Genomic DNA, 18,814 nt, shown 5'->3' on the forward strand with positions numbered 1-18,814 from the left:
ACATCATCGTCGGCTGCAGTGCAGCCATGAGCGAATGTCGCGAAAAAAAGCGGCCCCGGTCAGACGCGGCGACTGACGGGGACCGCTCGGGGGGCGTGTGATCTGGGACGGGGGCCTGATCAGACGCGTAAGAAAGCCTAGCCGTGCTTTGTTACGCGCGGGTGACAGGCAAGTTATCCACAGCCGGCGGCGTGGCTCGCTTAATTCATGCTATTCGGCGGCGCGCAAAGCCGGGCCAAGCCCGCGATCAAGGGCGCGACCGATGCCGCGCAGGGAGCGATAGTAGTCGGCCTTGGCCGGATCGTCGGTGCTGCGCACCAGATCGGTCACCGGCGTGTAGCTCAGCATGCGGCCGCCGTCCGGCAGCGCCGTGCAACTGAAGCGCAGCACCTGGCCATCGGCGAGGTTGATGTTGATCGGGGTGGAATCGCCGATCCGCATCATCTCGATGCGTCGCGCGATGAAGTCGTTCAATTCGTGCTTCGGCAATTCGTAGGCGCCGGTGTCGCGGCCATGATACATCAGCGCGATGAACGGCGGTTTGCTTTCGGCTTGCTCGTCGGTAAGCGCGAAATAATCGCGGAAGGCGCGATTGATGAACTCCGCCCGCGTGTCCGAATCCAACAGCACGATGCCGATGTCGACCCGGTCGAGCGCGGCCTTCAGGCGCTCGGCAGTGGCATGATGCTTCTGCTCCCAGGCGAAGGCATCGATCCATTTTCGCCTGAGCAGACCGGTGATGACGGCTGTGACAATGGCGGTCGCCGCCAGCATCGCCATCCGCGCCAGGTCCGACAGGTCGTAGCCTGGCGTGGCGCGATGGTTGAGGAAGAAGATCGCCGAGCCCGCCACCGCGATGGCCGCACTCACGAGTCCCGACGCGATGCCGCCGATGGAACTTGCCAGCGCGACGATGCAAACGAACAAGGGCGCCGGATTCGGCACGGCCGCGAAATGACGGTCGACGGCGAAGGCGGATAGCGCTGTCGCCATCGTCAGGGCAGGGCCCAGCATCGTGCGGCAGTTCAACTGCATGTTTGCGCCTCGTTACAACCGACGATAGGCGCGCAGTTTGACGACGGATTTCGCTTGCGGCGGGATTTTGCGCGTCACGCTTAAGAGCGGTTTGATGGCGCGCGCCAAGCTTTCGCATTGTTGGAGTCAAATGCTATGCGAATTGCGTCAAACCGGTTCCGTGGCATGGATCGCTCGAGAAGATCTGCTCGGTCATGCTGTAGCGGACCATTGCAAGAGGATATCGATGCCCACGATTTCGCCGACCATCCTGCCGATCCTGATGCTGTTTGCCTCCAACGTCTTCATGACCTTTGCGTGGTACGGGCATTTGAAGTTCAAGGCGAGCCCGCTGCCGGTGGTGATCATGGTGAGCTGGGGCATCGCCTTCTTTGAATATTGGCTCGCCGTGCCAGCCAACCGCTGGGGCAGCGCGGTCTATTCGGCGGCGCAGCTCAAGACCATGCAGGAGGTGATCACGCTGGTCGTGTTCGCGGGCTTTTCGGTGCTCTATCTCAAGGAGCCGCTCGGCTGGAACCACGCACTCGGCTTTGCGCTAATCGCCGCCGGCGCGTTCCTGATCTTCCACAGGTTCACGTGATCGCGGGTGACCTGCGCTCCCTTCACCTCCCCTTGAAAAGGGGAGGTCGGTTTGCGCGCGAGCGCAAACCGGGGGGATCAACTCTCTCCACCCGCACCTTCGCCCGCGGCAGACCCCCATCCCAACCTTCCCCCTTTCAGGGGGAAGGAGCGCAGCGGGGCGCAAGCTACCGGCATATCACCTCCCATGAGATGGCAGGACCCGGAGCACGGGCGGGCGATCCTCGCCGCGGGTGCCCGTGACGATCAGCAGCGAGGCCGCGAGCAGGATCGCAACCGTCAGTCCAACTGTTACCAGTCCAACAGGTGTCTTCAACATGCTCTGGTCGCGATCTCAGTCATCGCGCCTTGCGTTGGTGACGATTGTAGAAGACCACCGGATCAGGTCGAAAGCGGCATCGCCATCGTGACCTCGACACACAGTGACAACGCGCCGATCGTGACCGAAATGGCGATTGCGCTCGCCAGTCGGGACGGGACTGCTGGCGCGGGGCGGCTCTTGGAGCCGGCCGTGCCGGGCGACCATGTCATGGTCAAAATCCTCGCATGCGCGGGCGAATCACCCGCGTTGTCTGGCCCGAGGATTCGCAATCGTCGCCGGCAATATTGCGGCGGTGACCGTGAGAAAAATGGCAGAACCACGGCATAGCGCGAGGTTTTACCCGTAATTCTACGGGCTATGCCCGCAATTCCCGCTATTCAGCCCCTGCCGCGATGCCGGTGGCGTCGTCGAATTCGGCCTCCGGCCGCCAGTCCATCGCGACGAAGCCGGGGACCTGCTCGACCCGCCTGAGCCAGGCGCGGATCGCTGGAAAGGTGACGAGGTCGAAATCGCAGCGGTCGGCGAGATGGGTGTAGCCGTAGAGCGCGATGTCGGCGACCGTGAGCTGGTCGGCGGCGAAGAAGCGCGCGATCTTGAGATGGTTTTCCATCACCTGCAGCGCGGCATAGCCCCGCTCCATCCAATCCTCCAGCGCATGGGTCTGGAGATCGCGGCCGCCCTTCACCAGCGATAGCCAGAAATAGGCCGCGCCGATGTTCGGCTCCAGCGCATGCTGTTCGAAGAACATCCATTGCAGCGCCTCGGCCTGGTCGATCGCCGACTCCGGCGCGAGCGGCGTGCCGCCGGCGACATACCAGAGGATGGCGTTGGATTCGGCGAGATAGCGGCCGTTCTCGACTTCGAGCAGCGGCACCTGGCCGCTCGGGTTCTTCGCCAGAAACTCCGGCGTGCGGCTCTCGCCGCGCAGGATGTCGACCTCGATCGCCTCATAGGGCGTATTGAGCAGCGCCAGCGCAAGGCGAACCTTGTAGCTGTTGCCGGAGCGCTGCATCGAATAGAGCTTGTACATCTTGCCCGAGTTCACCAATCGAAGCGCGTGAGCGGCAGTTGGTGCCGCAAACGCAACCCCACAATGATGCCGATGGGGGTGCGTCGCAAGAGCTGCGGGATGGAAAAAGTCGAAAACAGCTCCCGCACCGCACGCGTGCAGAATGATTCCATTGGCACAGCAACGATCACGCCTCTGCTATCCGGTGATCGCAGCGGGTCTGATCGAGGGTGCGCGAAGTGAAGCTGCGGCAAAAGTGCCGAGGAAACCCCGCTTTTCGCTTGCCGCTGCACCGCAACAGTCCTAGAAACAGTTGTGCGCCGTTGTGCGTTCTTTCCACCAAAATTCGGAGACGATGATGCCCTTCCTGTCCGCTGCGCTTGACCGTGTGAAGCCGTCCGCGACGATCGCGGTCACGGATAAAGCACGCGCGCTGAAAGCGGCGGGCCGCAATGTCATCGGGCTGGGCGCCGGTGAGCCGGATTTCGATACGCCCGCCAACATCAAGCTGGCGGCCATCCATGCGATCGAGGCCGGCAAGACCAAGTACACCGATGTCGGCGGCATTCCCGAGCTGAAGGAGGCGATCATCGCCAAGTTCGAGCGGGAGAACGGCCTCACCTACAAGCCAAACCAGGTGATCGTCGGCACCGGCGGCAAGCAGGTGCTCTACAACGCGCTGATGGCGACCATCAATCCGGGCGACGAGGTCATCATTCCCGCGCCCTATTGGGTGAGCTATCCGGAAATGGTTGCACTCGCGGGCGGTGAATCGGTGCCGGTGGTGTGCACGGCCGAGCGCGGCTTCAAGCTCAGCGCGGAGGATCTTGAAAAGGCGATCACGCCGAAGACCAAATGGATCATCCTCAACTCGCCGTCGAACCCGACCGGCGCCGCCTATACGCGCGCCGAGTTGAAGGCGATCACCGACGTGCTGGTGAAGCATCCGCATGTCTGGGTGATGACCGACGACATGTACGAGCACCTCGTTTATGACGACTTCGTCTTCACCACGCCGGCGCAGATTGAGCCGAAACTCTACGACCGCACGCTGACGGTGAACGGTGTCTCCAAGGCCTATTGCATGACCGGCTGGCGCATCGGCTATGCTGGCGGCCCTGCGCAGCTCATCAAGGCGATGGCGACGATCCAGTCGCAGTCGACCTCGAACCCGTCGTCGATCTCGCAGTGGGCCGCCGTCGAAGCGCTCAACGGTCCGCAGGAGTTCATTCCCGTGAACAACAAGGTGTTCAAGGAACGGCGCGACCTCGTGGTCTCGATGCTGAACCAGGCGGCTGGCATCGACTGCCCGCGGCCGGAAGGCGCGTTCTACGTCTATCCGTCCTGCGCCGGCACGATCGGCAAGACATCGCCGGGCGGCAAGGTGATCGAGAACGACGAGGACTTCGTCACCGAGCTCCTGGAGAGCGAGGGCGTCGCAGTCGTGCATGGTTCTGCCTTCGGCCTCGGCCCGGCGTTCCGCATCTCCTACGCCACCAAGACCTCGGATCTCGAAGATGCCTGCAAGCGCATCCAGCGCTTCTGCGGCAATCTGCGATAGTTCGATCGGTCGAGCGAGAATGAGAGGCCCGCGCAAGCGGGCCTTTTTCGTGTTCGCACGCTCTCTCTCCTCGCAATGACGGAGAGGCCGATCTGGCTTCGCACCGTATGTCCTGAAGATGAAGACGCGGTACAACTTGGTTGTGTCGCCAATCTGGTACTGCCTTGAAGCTTGTGGCATAGACGGACACGCGCCGCGGGCGGGCGCGGTCCTTCGTCTCACCTCACGTCAGATTTTTTCAGCCGGAGATATCTTCATGCGTCGCTTCGTCTTTCGCGCGGGCACGGCCATCGTCATGCTCGCATCCATCATCGCCGGCGCCAGCGCGCAGCAGCCAGAGCGCGTGCGGGTTGGCGTTCTGGAATGCCGCGGCGGCGCCAGCGTCGGCTTCATCGTGGGGTCGGTCACTCATCTCGGCTGCGTGCTGCGCGCCGAGGGCGTACCGGAGGACCGCTATATCGCGACAATTCAGAAGGTGGGCCTCGATATCGGCATCACCGAGGAGACGGCGCTGGCCTGGGGCGTCTACGCGCCAGTCTCGCGCATCGGGCCCGGTGACCTCTCCGGCAATTATGCGGGTGCGCAGGGCAGCGCGACGCTCGGCGTCGGTGTCGGCGGTAACGTGCTGGTCGGCGGCTCCAACAATTCGATCGCGCTGCAGCCGCTGAGCCTGCAGGGCCAGGTCGGCCTCAACGTCGCCGCCGGCCTAGCGAGCCTGGAACTCCGGCCGGGACGCTAAGACAAGCATGGGCAAAGCGTCGCGCCCACCATCCAAGCCATGCGTGCGCAGTGCCAGTTGACGCGCCCTCTCCCCTTGTTGTGGGAGAGGGCAGCTCAGGCGCGGGCCACCAACACGTTTGGGTGAGGGGTCCTCTCCACGAGCACTGTCGCCCGCGGAGACAACCCCTCATCCGTCGCGCATTGCATGCGCGCCACCTTCTCCTACAAGGGGAGAAGGGAAGGAGTCGTGCACGCTTCATTGCATTACATCGCAACGCAGCGACGTTTTCGCGCGTGTTCCCGCTTGCCAAACGCCCGCGACGGGCGGAGCATTGTTGATTGCCGACCCAATCAAGGGCCGAGCTCCAGACGAGGAGACGGCAATATGGGACAAGACGTCAGAAGTCCCCGAGGTCCACGGTGCATCGCACTGGTGGGCCCTTTCCAAAGCGGTAAGACCACACTACTCGAAGCGATCTTGGCGCGAACCGGTGCGATCCGGACAGCCGGCAGTGTCGATGCCGGAACTTCCGTTGGCGATGCCAGTGCGGAAGCGCGCAATCACAAGATGAGCGTCGGTCTTACCGCCGCCACCACGACCTTCATGGGCGACAGTTACACCTTCCTCGATTGTCCCGGCTCGGTCGAATTCGCGCACGACATGCGCATGGCGCTTCCCGCGGTCGATGCCGCGGTCGTGGTCTGCGAGGCCGACGAGAAGAAGCTGCCGCAATTGCAGCTCATCCTGCGCGAATTGGAAGAGCTCGCCATTCCCCGTTTCCTGTTCCTGAACAAGATCGATCGCGCCAACAAGCGCGTCCGCGAGACGCTCGCGACGCTGCAGCCGGCCTCGCGCGTGCCGCTGGTGCTCAGGCAAATTCCGATATGGAACGGCGATCTGATCGAGGGTTTCGTCGATCTGGCGCTGGAACGCGCCTTCGTTTATCGCGAGCACAAGCCGTCGGAGGTGGTCGCGCTCGAAGGCGGCAATCTCGATCGCGAGAAGGAAGCGCGCTTCTCGATGCTGGAGAAGCTCGCCGACCATGACGACGCGCTGATGGAACAGTTGCTCGAGGACATCCAGCCGCCGCGCGATGCCGTGTTCGACGATCTCGCCCGCGAACTGCGCGAAGGCGTGATCTGCCCGGTGCTGCTCGGCTCGGCGCTGCGCGAGAATGGCGTGCTGCGCCTGCTGAAGGCGCTGCGCCATGAATCGCCCGGTATCGCCGACACCGCCAAGCGCCTTGGCGCCCCCGAAACCAAGGATGCGCTCGCCTACGTGTTCAAGACGGTGCATTTGCAGCACGGTGGCAAACTGTCGCTGGCGCGGCTGCTCGCCGGCCGTCTCGACGATGGCGCGACGCTGACCTCCTCGTCCGGCGAGACCGGCCGCGTTTCCGGTATCCTCGCCGCTGGCGGCGCGTTCGACACCAAGCGCGCCTCCGCGGAAGCCGGCGATACGGTTGCGCTCGGCAAGCTCGATGCGATCAAGACCGGCGACACCGTGGCGAGCGGCAAGACCGCGCCGCCCTCGCTGGTGAAGGTCGAGCCGACCTCGCCGGTGCTCGCGATGTCGGTCGCGGCCACCGACCGCAAGGACGACGTCAAGCTCGGGCAGGCGCTGCTGCGGCTGAACGAGGAGGATCCGTCGCTGACCCAGATCCAGAACGCACGCACGCACGATACCGTGCTGTGGGGGCAGGGCGAGATGCATCTGCGCGTCGCGGTGGAACGGCTGCGTGACCGCTTCGGCGTCAACGTCAAATCGCACCCGCCAGCGATCGGGTATCAGGAGACCATCCGGAAACCGATCACCCAGCGCGGCCGGCACAAGAAGCAGTCCGGCGGCCACGGTCAGTTCGGCGACGTGGTGCTCGAGGTAAAGCCCTTGCCGCGCGGTTCCGGCTTCAGCTTCGAGGAGACCGTGGTCGGCGGTGCAGTGCCGCGGAACTATATCGGCGCGGTCGAAGAAGGCGTGGTCGACGGCCTGCAGAAGGGGCCGCTCGGCTTTCCCGTGGTCGACGTCCATGTGTGCCTGACTGACGGTTCCTACCACAGCGTCGACTCCTCCGATCTCGCGTTCCGCACCGCAGCGCGGATCGGCGTCAGCGAGGCGCTGCCGAACTGTCATCCGGTGCTGTTGGAACCGATCCACATGGTCGAGATCGTCTGCCCGACCGACGCCACCGCCAAGATCAACGCGATCCTGTCGGCGCGGCGGGGCCAGATCCTCGGTTTCGACACCCGCGAGGGCTGGGCGGGCTGGGACTGCGTCCGCGCCACCATGCCGGAAGCCGAAATCGGCGACCTGATCGTGGAACTCCGCTCGGCCACCGCCGGCGCCGGCAGCTTCACCCGGCAGTTCGATCACATGGCTGAAGTGACCGGCCGGACCGCCGATCAAATTATTGCGGCGCATCGCGTGGCGGCATAAGTGTTGCTAGGATCATGGCCCCGGATCTAGGGTCATGATCCCCGCATCGCCATGGACGTTGTCGATCTCTCCTTGAAAATGCGGCGGCTGACGCAATGGCTGGACGGCCGTTGTCAGCCCTACCGCCTCGTGCGCCGGCAGTTCGACGGTCCGCCGTTCGGTCACTGCTACGTGACCATCGATCCCGAACGTCAGGCGCCGTTTCCATCCGCCAATCTCAATCGCGTCTATCTCTGCGGCGCTGATCCCGCGATGGCGGATGATGCGGTCCCGCGCTTCATCGATCTGTTCACGGCTGAGGGTGTGAAGCGCTTCTTCGTCTGGTTGAGCCCGGGTCCCGATATGGACGTGATGCGGGCGCGGCTCGAGGCGGGCGGCCTGTCGCGCGCGCGTCGCACCGGATATCCGACCTTGTGGCGCACGGCCTGTTCGCCGCTTCATTTCGCCACAGATCTCAGCATCCGCGAGGTGACCACCGACGAGATCGACGCTGCGCGCGATCAGCTCGGCGACACGCTGTGGCCGGAATATGCGCGCTCGGCCGGCCGCAGGGGCTTCGTTCACTACATGGCGTTCGACGGCAATCAGCCGGTGGCGATCGCCGCGCTCTGCCTGTTCGAGGACATCGGCTATCTCCTGGCCGCGACCACAGCCGAAAGCCATCGCAAGCGCGGCGCGCAGCAGGCGCTGATTGCGAAGCGGGTCGAACGTGCCGAGCAGATGGGCTGCAGAGTGCAGGTCTCCGAGACCATGTACATGCTGGAACATTCGTACCGTAATCTGCTGCGCGCCGGCTTCACCGAAGCCTACGAGAAAGAGGTCTACGAGTGGACGGCGTGACGCATGCTTGACTCGCGCCGTAACATGACGCTGGCCTGCGCGCTGAGCGCGCTCGCCGGTTATCTTGACGGCATCGGTTATCTGCATCTCGGCGGCCTGTTCGTCTCCTTCATGAGCGGCAATTCGACGCGTCTCGGCGTCAACCTGACCGAGGCGAACTGGTTCGCGGCGGCGCAAACCATCGGCATCATCGTGACCTTCGTGTTCGGCGCGGCGGCGGGCAGCCTGATCGTGCTCGCGCGCGGCGGCCGTCGCCAGACCTGGCTGTTGCTGACGGAAGCGCTGCTGCTCGTCGGCGCCGCGCTCGCCTACACATTCGGCTGGCCGACGGCCGCGGTTGGCGGCATCGTGTTCGCGATGGGGCTGGAGAATGCGATGTTCCAGATCCGCGGCGGCGCCGGCCTCGGCCTCACCTATGTCACTGGCGCGCTGGTCAAGGCTGGCCAACTCCTTGGGGCGGCGCTGACCGGCGGCCCGCGCTGGGCCTGGCTGCCGAACCTCCTGCTATGGGCGGCACTGGTGCTGGGGTCGACCGTCGGCGCGCTCGCTTATCTCCACCTCAATCTGTCCGCGGTCTGGTTCGCCGCTGGCGCCGCCGTCGTGCTTACGGCGTTCGTCGCGGTGCGGGATAAGTGAATGTTGACAGTCCGCATTGCTTGTCCGATTGGACTGCAATGACCGCACCGACCAAAGCCCGCGCCGCATGCCTGATCGGATGGCCGGCCGCGCATTCGCGCTCGCCGCTGATCCATCACTACTGGCTGAGGAAGCTCGGCATCGAGGGCGGCTACAACATCGAAGCGATCCCGCCGGAAGGCTTTGCCGAGTTCGTGTTGCATCTCGCGTTCCACGGCTTCGTCGGCGCCAATGTCACGATCCCGCACAAGGAGCGCGCGCTGGCGCTGTCGCTGCCTGACGAGCGCGCCCGCGCGGTTGGCGCCGCCAACACGCTGTGGTACGAAGGCGGCGAGCTGCGTTCGACCAATACCGACGTCGAAGGCTTCATCAACAATCTCGATGCCTCGGCGCCCGGCTGGGATCAGGCGACGGAGGCGCTGGTGCTCGGCGCCGGCGGTTCGGCGCGCGCCGTGGTGTTCGGATTGCTCGATCGCGGCATGACGCGCATTCACCTCGTCAATCGCAGCATCGAGCGCGCCCGCGCGCTTGCCGATCAGTTCGGTTCTCGCGTCGAGCCGGCCGGCTGGGATGCGCTTGCCGATCTGTTGCCGCGCGCAGGGCTGCTCGTGAACACCACCTCACTCGGCATGCACGGCCAGCCGGCGCTCGCGCTCGACGTCGGCTTGCTGCCGTCAAATGCTGTTGTTGCCGACCTCGTCTATGTTCCACTGAAGACGCCGCTGCTTGCAGCCGCCGAGGGGCGCGGATTGAAGACGGCCGACGGGCTCGGCATGCTCCTGCACCAGGCGGTGCGCGGCTTCGAACTGTGGTTCGGCCAGCGCCCGCAAGTGACGCCGGAACTGCGTGCGCTGGTCGAGGACGATCTCACAAAGGCTTGAGGGCAGGAAATATCGCCGCGAAAGCGGGGTCTCTGTAGAGATGATCCACCCGGAGCTCTCGCTATGCCTCCCTACCGTTCCACGCTCGCCCGCCCGCTGTTTGCCGTCGCCATGGTTGCGGCATCAACCCTTTATGCGATCGCGCAGCAGCCGCCGGTGTCGTCGCGGGTGCGCGGCACCATCGAAAGCGTCGACGGCGACACAGTCACGGTCAAGTCGCGCAGCGGTGAAGACGTCAAGCTGCATTTGACCAGCGACGCGCGCGTTGCCGGCATCGTCAAGATCGCACTGTCCGACATCAAGGTCGGTTCCTTCATCGGCGCTACGACCGTGCCGGGTTCCGACGGCACGCCGAAAGCGGTGGAGGTTCACGTCTTCCCGGAGGACATGCGCGGCACCGGCGAGGGCTCGCGGCCCTGGGACACGCGCCCCAACAGCAGCATGACCAATGCGACGGTCGCCGAATCCGTTGTCAGCAATGACGGCCACACGCTGCTCGTCAAATACAAGGACGGCGAGAAGAAGATGCTGGTCTCGCCCGATACGCCTGTCGTGACCTACGTCCCCGGCGACAAGTCCGAGCTCAAGGCGGGCGCCAAGATCATCGCATTCACGAAAAAGTCGCCGGACGGCTCGCTCGAGGCCGACCGCATCAGCGTCGGCCGCGACGGCATCACACCGCCGATGTAAGTGCGGGTTGCCGTCTTCCCTTCTCCCCTTCTGGGAGAAGGTGGCGCGCATGAAATGCGCGACGGGGTTCTCTCCGCGGGCGGCGCCACTCGCGGAGAGAACCCCTCACCCAAACGCGCTCGTTGCCGATGCCGGAGCTGCCCTCTCCTACAAGGGGCGAGGGCACATCAATCGGCATCGCGCGCGTGTTGACTTAAACCGCCAGCACCTTGTCGTCGATCTCGGCGATGGTGTTGACGCCGCACAGGCCCATGGTCGTCAGCAGTTCCTTCGCCAGCACGTTGATCGCCTCGGTGACGCCGGCCTGTCCGCCGGCGCCGAGGCCGTAGGCATAGGCGCGGCCGATCATGCAGGACTTCGCGCCGAGCGCGAGCGCGCGCATCACGTCCATGCCGGTGCGGATGCCGCCGTCAAACATGACTTCGACCTGCGAACCGACGGCGTCCACGATCTCGGGCAGCACCTCGATCGAGGAGGGGGCGCCGTCGAGCTGGCGGCCGCCATGGTTGGAGACCACGATCGCCTGCGCCCCGGTCTTGGCCGCGATCTCCGCGTCCTCGACGTCGAGGATGCCCTTGAGGATCAGCTTGCCCGGCCAGATGCTGCGGATCCAGTCGATGTCTTTCCAGTTCAGCGAAGTGTCGAACTGCGAATTGATCCAGGTCGACAGCGACGTGATGTCCTGGTCGATCTTGAGATGGCCCGCCAGATTGCCGAAGGTGCGGCGCTTGCCGCGCAGCACGCCCGAGACCCAGGCCGGCTTGGTGGCGAAATCGATCAGTTTCGACAGCGACCATTCCGGCGGCACAGTCATGCCGTTCTTGATGTCCTGGTGCCGCTGGCCGATCACCTGCAGGTCCACGGTCAGCACCAGCGCGCTGCACCTGGCGGCGATGGCGCGCTCGATCAGCGCCTTGATGAAGCCGCGGTCCTTCATGACGTAGAGCTGGAACCAGAACGGCTTATCGACGGCGGCCGCAATGTCCTCGATCGAGCAGATCGACATCGTGCTCTGCGTGAACGGAATCCCGGCGGCCTGCGCGGCGCGGCAGGCATAGATCTCGCCATCGCCATGCTGCATGCCGAGCAGGCCGACAGGGGCGAGGATCAGCGGCATCGCGGCCGGCTCGCCCAGGATCGTGGTCCTGAGGTCACGCTTGGAGACGTCGACCAGGATGCGCTGGCGGAATTTGATCTGCTGAAGATCCTCGCTGTTGGCGCGCAGCGTGTCCTCGGTATAGGAGCCGCGGTCGGCATAGTCGAAAAATGCCTTCGGCACGCGGCGCTTGTGTAGCTGGCGCAGATCTTCGATGCAGGTGATGTGCTTCATGGACGCTCCCGGCCCGTCTTGTATTTCGCGAATGCGCCGTCATCTAGCATGGTTGGATCGTCTGCCAAATCGCCCCCGCGAAATCCGACCTAGTAGGAGGCCACCATGACCGGATCGACCCCCAAGCCGAAAGATGCCGAGAGCGAAAAGCGTGCGCTCGAGGAGTCCCTGGAGGAGGGGTTGGAGGAGACTTTTCCGGCCTCCGACCCCGTCAATGTGACGCAACCGGCGCCGTCCAAGGACGACCATCACATCCTCCGCAAGCGCTAGAGTCGCCGCCGGCCGCTGTCCGTAGGAACCCCGGCCTCCGAAATATACATTATTTTACAATATATTAACCTAAACTCTTGCCTTCGGGCGACGGTAATGATTCATCATATATTTTGAAGCCGCCTTGGTGGCTGACGCATTATAACGCCTGCATGGTGGCGTTTCGGGCTTCTCGCTGAGGTGGCTGGAGAAGCCCAGGCCTTACTTGGGGGTGATATGAGCCGTAAATATTTCGGGACCGACGGGATTCGTGGCCGTGCCAATGGTCTGATTACGCCGGAACTTGCACTCAAGGTGGGGCAGGCCGCCGGCCTGGTATTTCAGCGCGGCGACCATCGCCATCGCGTGGTGATCGGCAAGGACACGCGGCTGTCCGGCTACATGATCGAATATGCCATGGTCGCGGGCTTCACCTCGGTCGGCATGGACGTGCTGCTGCTCGGCCCGATGCCGACGCCGGCGGTCGCGATGCTCACCAAGTCGATGCGCGCCGATCTCGGCGTGATGATCTCAGCCTCCCACAATCTGTTCGAGGACAACGGCATCAAGCTGTTTGGGCCGCAAGGCTTCAAGCTCTCCGACGACGTCGAGAAGCAGATCGAACAACTGCTCGACGAGCCGATCGAGCGCCGGCTCGCTCAGAGCGCGAGCCTCGGCCGCGCCCGCCGCATCGACGGCGTCCATGACCGCTACATTGAATTCGCCAAGCGCACGTTGCCGCGCGAATTGAGCCTCGATGGCCTCCGCGTCGTGATCGATTGCGCCAATGGCGCCGCATACAAGGTGGTGCCGGAAGCGCTGTGGGAGCTCGGCGCCGACGTCGTGCAGATCGGGGTCGAGCCCGACGGCTTCAACATCAACAAGGAATGCGGCTCCACCGCGCCGGAAACGCTGGCCAAGAAGGTGCGCGAGATGCGCGCCGATATCGGCATTGCGCTCGATGGCGACGCCGATCGCGTGATCCTGGTCGACGAGCGCGGTCATGTGGTCGACGGCGATCAGTTGCTCGCAGTGATCGCGCAGAGCTGGAAGGACGAGGGCCGGCTCGCCAAGCCCGGCATCGTCACCACCGTGATGTCCAATCTCGGGCTCGAGCGTTTCCTGCAGGGCATTGGCCTCGACATGGTGCGCACGCCGGTCGGCGACCGCTATGTGCTCGAGCGGATGCTGAGTGATGGCTACAATCTCGGCGGCGAGCCGTCGGGCCACATCATCCTTTCCGATTACGCCACCACGGGCGACGGCTTCGTCGCCGCGCTGCAGGTGCTTGCCGTGGTGCAAAAGCTCCGCCGCCCGGTGTCGGAAGTCTGCCACCGTTTCGATCCGCTGCCGCAGATCCTGAAGAATGTGCGTTATCGCAGCGGCAGGCCGCTCGATGATGCCGAGGTCAAGTCCGCCATCGTCGACGCCGAGAAGCGGCTCAACGGCCACGGTCGCCTCCTGGTCCGCTCCTCCGGCACCGAGCCGGTGATCCGCGTGATGGGCGAGGGCGACGACCGCCTCCTGGTCGAGGAAGTCGTCGATCACATCGTCTCCGCACTCGGCCATGCTGCGGCTGCTGCGGCGTAGCTCTTTCTTCCCCCGCGAGGCGGGCCTCATGGTTCGAGACGCGCCGCAGGCGGCGCTCCTCATCATGAGGGTCTGAGATTGCGCCGCGAAATCAGACCTCATGCTGAGGAGCCCGCCAAAGGCGGGCGTCTCGAAGGATGGGCCGCGAAGGGACCGCCCAGCGCGCGCCGGTAGCATCGCAGCCATCATCTATTGTCGGTAGTCGCAGCGTTTGGTGCGGCGTAAGCAGCACCGATGCCGCTTCGCGGCTCCCTGCCAGGAATTTCCGTTGAACAAGCCCGTTGCCGTCTCAGAAGAAGCGCTGGCTGAACCGGTGCTGGTATCAGACGTGACTCCGCGCGTGGCAGCCCGCGCGACCGCGGTGGGGCCGGCTTACATCGTACTGGCGGGCATCAGCTTCTCGCACTTCCTCAACGACACCATGCAGTCGTTGATCGCCTCCGTCTATCCGATCCTGAAGGACGCCTACGCGCTGGACTACACGCAGATCGGCATGATCACGCTGGCGTTCCAATTCACGGCGTCGCTGCTGCAGCCGCTGGTCGGGCATTTCACCGACAAGAAGGCGCAGCCGTTCTCGCTTGCGATCGGCATGGGCTTCACCTTCTTCGGCCTGCTGCTGCTCGCTGGCGCACATCACTACGGCATCATCCTGATCGCGGCGTCGCTGGTCGGGCTCGGTTCGGCGGTGTTCCATCCGGAATCGGCGCGGATCGCGCGGCTCGCTTCGGGCGGCCGTTACGGCTTTGCGCAATCGGTGTTCCAGCTTGGCGGCAGCTTCGGCACCTCGATGGGTCCGGTGCTCGCGGCGCTGATCGTGGTGCCGTTCGGGCAGCCCTCGATCGCGTGGTTCTCCTCGATTGCGAGTCTTGCGATCCTGATCCTGTGGCGCATCGGTGCCTGGTACAAGCCGCAGATCGTGACCAAGAAGGCGGCGGTCGTCGAGCGGCACCCGGACGCACCCACCGGGCGGCGGGTGACGATCGCGCTCGCCGTGCTGGTCGCGCTGTTGTTCTCGAAGCAGCTCTATGTCTCGAGCCTCTCGAGCTATTACATCTTCTATCTGATCGAGAGGTTCGACGTCTCGACGCAAGCGGCGCAGTTCTATCTCTTCATCTTCCTTGCAGCGAACGCAGCTGGCGCCTTCGTGGGCGGACCGCTCGGCGACCGTTTCGGCCGCAAATACGTGATCTGGTTTTCGATCCTCGGCGCGCTGCCGTTCACGCTGGCACTGCCCTATGCCGGTCTCGTCACCAGCGCCGTGCTCAGCGTGTTCATCGGCCTGATCATCTCGTCGGCGACGCCCTCCATCATCGTGTTCGCGCAGGAACTGATGCCGCATCGCTTCGGCATGATTTCCGGCCTGTTCTTCGGCTTTGCCTTCGGCATCGGCGGTTTGGGCGCGGCGGTGCTCGGCAAGCTTGCCGATCACACCGACATCGCCTTCATCTATCAGCTCTGCGCGTTCCTGCCGGCGATCGGGTTGCTTGCGGTGTTCCTCCCGAAAATGCCGAACCACGCGCATTAAAGCGTTTTCGAGCGAAGCATGCCCTCGGACTTGATCCGAGGGTGGATTCCGGTTCGCGTGAAGAAAACGCGTCAAGACAAGAGCCAAGATTTCGTCAACGCATCGTTAGCATTTGTGGCGCGACCGCTTTCTGTTCGACAGCGGCAATAGCGCAATACCGCGAGCTTTCGGGAAAATCATCAGAGGTTGTCAACCTTAATAATTAGGGTTAAGCGCCGCTTAAGCATTTAGTGCCATCGTCCGGCCGTGGGTTTTCAGACGTGAGGCTTCCCTGCTCGCCTCACTGGCCAAAAGGACGAAGCCAATGCGTTGCGTTAAATCTCTCTTTGCCGCTGGTGCGGTCTCCTTGATTTCCTCGGTGGCATTCGCGGCCGATATGCCGATCGCGCCGCCACCGGCCTACGGACCGCCGCCGGTGGAGGATTTCGGCGGCTGGTATCTGCGCGGCGATATCGGCTTCAGCAATCAGAGCGTGAAGGAAGTGCGCAACGGCAACAACGCCTTGTACGCGCCGCTGCTCTCCTTGAACCAGCAGACCGGCTTCGATACCGGCGGCATCTTCGGTCTTGGTGTCGGTTATCAGTTCAACAACTGGTTCCGCGCCGACATCACCGGTCAGTATCGTGGAAGGACGAATTTTCACGGACAGGATCTCGTGACCTATCCGCTTGGCGGCGGAGTTATTGGCGCAGGGTCCGACAACTACAACGCAAGCAAGTCGGAATGGCTTGTCCTTGCCAACGCCTATGTCGATCTCGGCACCTGGTGGTGCGTGACGCCGTTCATCGGCGCGGGTGTTGGCGCAGCGCGCGTGACGGTCTCCAATTTCACAGATCAAGGTCTTGCCGATTTCTCTCCCGGCGTGATTGCGCCGGGCTTTGCGACCGCCGCTTCGGCTTCCAAGTGGAATTTCGCATGGGCGGCGCATGCAGGTCTTGCCTACAAGGTCAGTCCAAACCTGACGCTCGAAGTCGCCTATAGCTACGTCGACCTCGGGTCGGGACTGACCGGACCCGTGACGACGTTCCAGGGCTTCACGACCAACAATCCAATGAACTTCAGGGATATCACCTCGCACGATCTCAAGCTCGGCGTGCGCTGGAATCTGGACAGCCCGCAGCCGGTCTACGCACCACCGCCGCTGGTGCGCAAAGGTTAATACGAACCTTCATCGGTTAACGATTGCAAACGGCGCGGGATGCTCCCGCGCCGTTTTCGTTTTGTGGAAAGCGCGGCCATCACGCGGAAGATTGTGGCAAACGCGGCGCGTGACAACCATTGGTTAAGGTTAACGAGCGATGATCGTCTCCGGGTTTGGTTAAGTCGATTTGGGGGCGTGGGCGATGCGTAGGTTTCTGCTGGCGGCGGCAATGTGTGGCGCGGTGACGAGCGCAGAGGCCGCCGATCTTCCCGATCTCCCGGTGCTTCGCGGCAGCTTCACCGATGGGCTGACAACCTCCAGAGCTTACTGGGAAGGTCTCTACATTGGTGGCCAAGCCGGCTACGGATCATCCGATGCCAATTTCGACAGCAAGCCGTCATCTTTGATCTCCTCGCTGATTTCCGACAACATCGTCCAGCAGATGGGCGTTGCGCAATGGAATCTCGGTCTCGGAAAGCAGACGGCGCGTTCGTCCGCATACGGAGCCTTTGTCGGATACAACTGGCAATGGAGTGACGTCGTGCTCGGCCTGGAGGCGAGCTACGTGCACGGCAGCTTCGGCGGCGCGGCCAGCGCCAGCAAGGAGCTTGTGAGCGGCGCCCCTCTCACCGACACCCGCTACCATGACGTCGGAGTCACCTCGGCGTCCTCGATCTCGATCTCGGACATCGCGACGTTCCGGGGGCGCGCAGCCTATGCGTTCGGATGCTTCCTACCTTATGCGTTCGGCGGCTTCGCGCTAGGCAAGGCCGACATTTCGCATAGTGCAATCGTTACGGACGCGGTGAGTGCCGATCCGTTTGGACCTTTCAGGCCGTTGATGCCATTGCGCGCGACCGATGCCGTGCACAATCACCTGATCTACGGCTACACCGCCGGCCTTGGCATCGACATCAATCTGGTCGGGGGCCTCTTCATGCGCGCGGAATGGGAATACATCCGCTTCACCACAACGGTCGATACCAACATCAACACAGTGCGCGCCGGTCTCGGCTACAAATTCTAGGCGCGTTTGTGCCCCATGTGTTGACAGCTTCTGTTTCCACTGGTGCTCTGTCATTCGGGAGCAGGACAGCAGCCAGCCATGAAAATCTACGGTGACGACAAGTCGGGCAATTGCCTGAAGGTGAAATGGGTGTGCGATTACCTCGCGCTGCCCTACACATGGATCGACGTCGACATCCTCAAGCAGGAGACGCGCAGTGCGGACTTCCTGAGCATGAACAGCGCCGGACAGGTGCCGACGATCGTGCTCGACGACGGCCGCGCTTTGGCGCAGTCCAACGCCATCATCCGCTATCTCGCCCGTGGCAGCGACCTAATCCCGTCAGATGATTTCGCCGCCGCGAAGATGGATGAGTGGCTGTTCTGGGAGCAATACAGCCACGAGCCCTATATCGCCGTGTGCCGGTTCCAGATGCGCTATCTCGGCAAATCCGCTTCCGAGCTCGATCCGGAGAAGGTCAAGCGCGGCCATGCGGCGCTGGCGCGGATGGAGCAGCAGCTTGCGCTGACGCCGTTCCTGGCCGGCAAGGCGCTCTCGCTCGCCGATGTGGCCCTGCTTGCCTACACGCGGCTCGCGCATGAGGGCGGCTTCGATCTCGGCGGCCATCCCGCGCTTCGCCGCTGGATTGGTGAGGCCGAGCGCTCACTTGGCCTGGCGCCAGCAGGCTGATTTTTTTGGAACACATCATGGCAACTGCGTCCTCGATCACGATCCGCCGCGCCCGTCGCGACGATGTTCCCGTCATCGTCGGCATGCTTGCGGACGATCGGCTTGGCAGCGCGCGCGAGCGGATCGAGGATTCCTTGCCTCAGTCCTATTTCGCCGCGTTCGAGAAGGTCGATCGCGATCCGAATTTCAAGCTCGTGGTCGCCGAGGACGCTGACGGTGCAGTGGTCGGCTGCCTGCAACTATGCATCCTGCCGGGCATAAGTTCGCAAGGCGCCTCGCGCGGCTTGATCGAGGATGTGCGCGTTGCAACCCACTGCCGCAGCCGCGGCATCGGCGAGCAGATGGTGCAATGGGCGATCACTGAAGCGCGCGCGAGCGGTTGCATCCTCGTCGAACTGCTGACGCATCACACCCGCACCGACGCGCAGCGCTTCTATGAACGGCTTGGATTTCAACGCAGTCATATCGGCATGACGATGCGCTTCTGACTTGCGCCAAGTTGCGTGGGCAAGATCGCTGATCGCAGTGGTAGTCGTCGCTCTGCGTTCCGGTTAACAAGCGATAAACTACGCC

At 63.6% G+C, this 18,814-nt stretch carries 20 protein-coding genes; 16 read left to right on the plus strand and 4 right to left on the minus strand.

Annotated features, from left to right (window positions below):
* Positions 1-210: 210 nt before the first annotated feature.
* Positions 211-1,035 (minus strand): PAS-domain containing protein, encoded by an 825-nt coding sequence (locus ACZXDY_RS11765; RefSeq protein ID WP_464345594.1) that lies wholly within the window; start codon positions 1,033-1,035, stop codon positions 211-213.
* Positions 1,036-1,261: 226 nt separating this feature from the next.
* On the opposite strand from ACZXDY_RS11765, the gene ACZXDY_RS11770 reads away from it, so the two are divergent.
* Both ACZXDY_RS11770 and ACZXDY_RS11775 read left to right on the plus strand, forming a co-directional pair.
* On the plus strand, positions 1,262-1,615 hold the full coding sequence (locus ACZXDY_RS11770; protein ID WP_028163867.1) for a DMT family protein: 354 nt from the start codon (positions 1,262-1,264) through the stop codon (positions 1,613-1,615).
* A 186-nt stretch (positions 1,616-1,801) separates the two neighbouring features.
* Complete coding sequence (locus tag ACZXDY_RS11775; protein ID WP_464345595.1) at positions 1,802-2,263, plus strand: hypothetical protein; 462 nt, start codon at positions 1,802-1,804, stop codon at positions 2,261-2,263.
* A 46-nt stretch (positions 2,264-2,309) separates the two neighbouring features.
* Here the strand turns inward: ACZXDY_RS11775 and ACZXDY_RS11780 are convergent, their stop codons facing one another.
* Together ACZXDY_RS11780 and ACZXDY_RS11785 are read right to left on the minus strand one after the other, a co-directional pair.
* Positions 2,310-2,966 carry a glutathione S-transferase family protein gene (locus ACZXDY_RS11780; protein WP_464345628.1) on the minus strand — a complete coding sequence of 219 codons (657 nt, stop codon included), beginning with the start codon at positions 2,964-2,966 and terminating at the stop codon, positions 2,310-2,312.
* An 11-nt stretch (positions 2,967-2,977) separates the two neighbouring features.
* Positions 2,978-3,136 carry a hypothetical protein gene (locus tag ACZXDY_RS11785; protein WP_464345596.1) on the minus strand — a complete coding sequence of 53 codons (159 nt, stop codon included), beginning with the start codon at positions 3,134-3,136 and terminating at the stop codon, positions 2,978-2,980.
* Between the two features lie 167 nt (positions 3,137-3,303).
* Between ACZXDY_RS11785 and ACZXDY_RS11790 the strand changes: the two genes are divergently transcribed.
* From ACZXDY_RS11790 to ACZXDY_RS11820, 7 genes are all read left to right on the plus strand, one after another.
* Positions 3,304-4,506: a pyridoxal phosphate-dependent aminotransferase gene (locus tag ACZXDY_RS11790; RefSeq protein ID WP_028163865.1), complete on the plus strand. Its 1,203-nt coding sequence runs from the start codon at positions 3,304-3,306 to the stop codon at positions 4,504-4,506.
* A 256-nt stretch (positions 4,507-4,762) separates the two neighbouring features.
* Positions 4,763-5,245: a DUF992 domain-containing protein gene (locus ACZXDY_RS11795; RefSeq protein WP_208829049.1), complete on the plus strand. Its 483-nt coding sequence runs from the start codon at positions 4,763-4,765 to the stop codon at positions 5,243-5,245.
* Positions 5,246-5,611: 366 nt separating this feature from the next.
* Positions 5,612-7,660: an elongation factor G gene (locus tag ACZXDY_RS11800; protein WP_028163863.1), complete on the plus strand. Its 2,049-nt coding sequence runs from the start codon at positions 5,612-5,614 to the stop codon at positions 7,658-7,660.
* A 51-nt stretch (positions 7,661-7,711) separates the two neighbouring features.
* A complete protein-coding gene (locus ACZXDY_RS11805) occupies positions 7,712-8,500 on the plus strand; it encodes a GNAT family N-acetyltransferase (RefSeq protein ID WP_028163862.1) in 789 nt (262 codons plus the stop codon).
* Between the two features lie 3 nt (positions 8,501-8,503).
* Positions 8,504-9,136 (plus strand): YoaK family protein, encoded by a 633-nt coding sequence (locus ACZXDY_RS11810; RefSeq protein ID WP_028163861.1) that lies wholly within the window; start codon positions 8,504-8,506, stop codon positions 9,134-9,136.
* 38 nt (positions 9,137-9,174) lie between these two features.
* Positions 9,175-10,017: a shikimate dehydrogenase gene (locus tag ACZXDY_RS11815; RefSeq protein ID WP_464345597.1), complete on the plus strand. Its 843-nt coding sequence runs from the start codon at positions 9,175-9,177 to the stop codon at positions 10,015-10,017.
* A 111-nt stretch (positions 10,018-10,128) separates the two neighbouring features.
* Complete coding sequence (locus ACZXDY_RS11820) at positions 10,129-10,707, plus strand: hypothetical protein (RefSeq protein WP_464345629.1); 579 nt, start codon at positions 10,129-10,131, stop codon at positions 10,705-10,707.
* 193 nt (positions 10,708-10,900) lie between these two features.
* On the opposite strand, the gene ACZXDY_RS11825 is transcribed toward ACZXDY_RS11820, so the two are convergent.
* Positions 10,901-12,037: an alpha-hydroxy acid oxidase gene (locus ACZXDY_RS11825; RefSeq protein WP_028163858.1), complete on the minus strand. Its 1,137-nt coding sequence runs from the start codon at positions 12,035-12,037 to the stop codon at positions 10,901-10,903.
* A 105-nt stretch (positions 12,038-12,142) separates the two neighbouring features.
* Between ACZXDY_RS11825 and ACZXDY_RS11830 the strand changes: the two genes are divergently transcribed.
* From ACZXDY_RS11830 to ACZXDY_RS11860, 7 genes are all read left to right on the plus strand, one after another.
* Positions 12,143-12,307: a hypothetical protein gene (locus ACZXDY_RS11830; protein ID WP_165435371.1), complete on the plus strand. Its 165-nt coding sequence runs from the start codon at positions 12,143-12,145 to the stop codon at positions 12,305-12,307.
* A gap of 216 nt (positions 12,308-12,523) precedes the next feature.
* On the plus strand, positions 12,524-13,876 hold the full coding sequence (gene glmM / locus ACZXDY_RS11835; RefSeq protein WP_028163857.1) for a phosphoglucosamine mutase: 1,353 nt from the start codon (positions 12,524-12,526) through the stop codon (positions 13,874-13,876).
* Between the two features lie 268 nt (positions 13,877-14,144).
* Complete coding sequence (locus tag ACZXDY_RS11840) at positions 14,145-15,404, plus strand: MFS transporter (RefSeq protein WP_464345598.1); 1,260 nt, start codon at positions 14,145-14,147, stop codon at positions 15,402-15,404.
* A 304-nt stretch (positions 15,405-15,708) separates the two neighbouring features.
* Positions 15,709-16,563: an outer membrane protein gene (locus tag ACZXDY_RS11845; RefSeq protein ID WP_130227924.1), complete on the plus strand. Its 855-nt coding sequence runs from the start codon at positions 15,709-15,711 to the stop codon at positions 16,561-16,563.
* A 184-nt stretch (positions 16,564-16,747) separates the two neighbouring features.
* Positions 16,748-17,572: an outer membrane protein gene (locus ACZXDY_RS11850; RefSeq protein ID WP_464345599.1), complete on the plus strand. Its 825-nt coding sequence runs from the start codon at positions 16,748-16,750 to the stop codon at positions 17,570-17,572.
* 78 nt (positions 17,573-17,650) lie between these two features.
* Complete coding sequence (locus tag ACZXDY_RS11855; RefSeq protein WP_464345600.1) at positions 17,651-18,241, plus strand: glutathione S-transferase family protein; 591 nt, start codon at positions 17,651-17,653, stop codon at positions 18,239-18,241.
* Between the two features lie 17 nt (positions 18,242-18,258).
* Complete coding sequence (locus ACZXDY_RS11860) at positions 18,259-18,729, plus strand: GNAT family N-acetyltransferase (protein WP_464345601.1); 471 nt, start codon at positions 18,259-18,261, stop codon at positions 18,727-18,729.
* The last annotated feature ends 85 nt before the right edge of the window (positions 18,730-18,814 follow it).

Source organism: Bradyrhizobium sp. LeoB3, from assembly GCF_055456055.1.

What these genes read in the sequence shown, in the direction of transcription:
- ACZXDY_RS11820 (WP_464345629.1), top strand. Translation starts at nt 10,129, where the DNA reads ATGGTTGCGGCATCAACCCTTTATGCGATCGCGCAGCAGCCGCCGGTG.
- ACZXDY_RS11790 (WP_028163865.1), top strand. Translation starts at nt 3,304, where the DNA reads ATGCCCTTCCTGTCCGCTGCGCTTGACCGTGTGAAGCCGTCCGCGACG.
- ACZXDY_RS11795 (WP_208829049.1), top strand. Translation starts at nt 4,763, where the DNA reads ATGCGTCGCTTCGTCTTTCGCGCGGGCACGGCCATCGTCATGCTCGCA.
- ACZXDY_RS11765 (WP_464345594.1), bottom strand. Translation starts at nt 1,035, where the DNA reads ATGCAGTTGAACTGCCGCACGATGCTGGGCCCTGCCCTGACGATGGCG.
- ACZXDY_RS11800 (WP_028163863.1), top strand. Translation starts at nt 5,612, where the DNA reads ATGGGACAAGACGTCAGAAGTCCCCGAGGTCCACGGTGCATCGCACTG.
- ACZXDY_RS11855 (WP_464345600.1), top strand. Translation starts at nt 17,651, where the DNA reads ATGAAAATCTACGGTGACGACAAGTCGGGCAATTGCCTGAAGGTGAAA.
- ACZXDY_RS11775 (WP_464345595.1), top strand. Translation starts at nt 1,802, where the DNA reads ATGAGATGGCAGGACCCGGAGCACGGGCGGGCGATCCTCGCCGCGGGT.
- ACZXDY_RS11825 (WP_028163858.1), bottom strand. Translation starts at nt 12,037, where the DNA reads ATGAAGCACATCACCTGCATCGAAGATCTGCGCCAGCTACACAAGCGC.
- ACZXDY_RS11780 (WP_464345628.1), bottom strand. Translation starts at nt 2,966, where the DNA reads ATGTACAAGCTCTATTCGATGCAGCGCTCCGGCAACAGCTACAAGGTT.
- ACZXDY_RS11830 (WP_165435371.1), top strand. Translation starts at nt 12,143, where the DNA reads ATGACCGGATCGACCCCCAAGCCGAAAGATGCCGAGAGCGAAAAGCGT.
- ACZXDY_RS11805 (WP_028163862.1), top strand. Translation starts at nt 7,712, where the DNA reads ATGGACGTTGTCGATCTCTCCTTGAAAATGCGGCGGCTGACGCAATGG.
- ACZXDY_RS11770 (WP_028163867.1), top strand. Translation starts at nt 1,262, where the DNA reads ATGCCCACGATTTCGCCGACCATCCTGCCGATCCTGATGCTGTTTGCC.
- ACZXDY_RS11810 (WP_028163861.1), top strand. Translation starts at nt 8,504, where the DNA reads ATGCTTGACTCGCGCCGTAACATGACGCTGGCCTGCGCGCTGAGCGCG.
- ACZXDY_RS11815 (WP_464345597.1), top strand. Translation starts at nt 9,175, where the DNA reads ATGACCGCACCGACCAAAGCCCGCGCCGCATGCCTGATCGGATGGCCG.
- ACZXDY_RS11845 (WP_130227924.1), top strand. Translation starts at nt 15,709, where the DNA reads ATGCGTTGCGTTAAATCTCTCTTTGCCGCTGGTGCGGTCTCCTTGATT.
- glmM (WP_028163857.1), top strand. Translation starts at nt 12,524, where the DNA reads ATGAGCCGTAAATATTTCGGGACCGACGGGATTCGTGGCCGTGCCAAT.
- ACZXDY_RS11850 (WP_464345599.1), top strand. Translation starts at nt 16,748, where the DNA reads ATGCGTAGGTTTCTGCTGGCGGCGGCAATGTGTGGCGCGGTGACGAGC.
- ACZXDY_RS11860 (WP_464345601.1), top strand. Translation starts at nt 18,259, where the DNA reads ATGGCAACTGCGTCCTCGATCACGATCCGCCGCGCCCGTCGCGACGAT.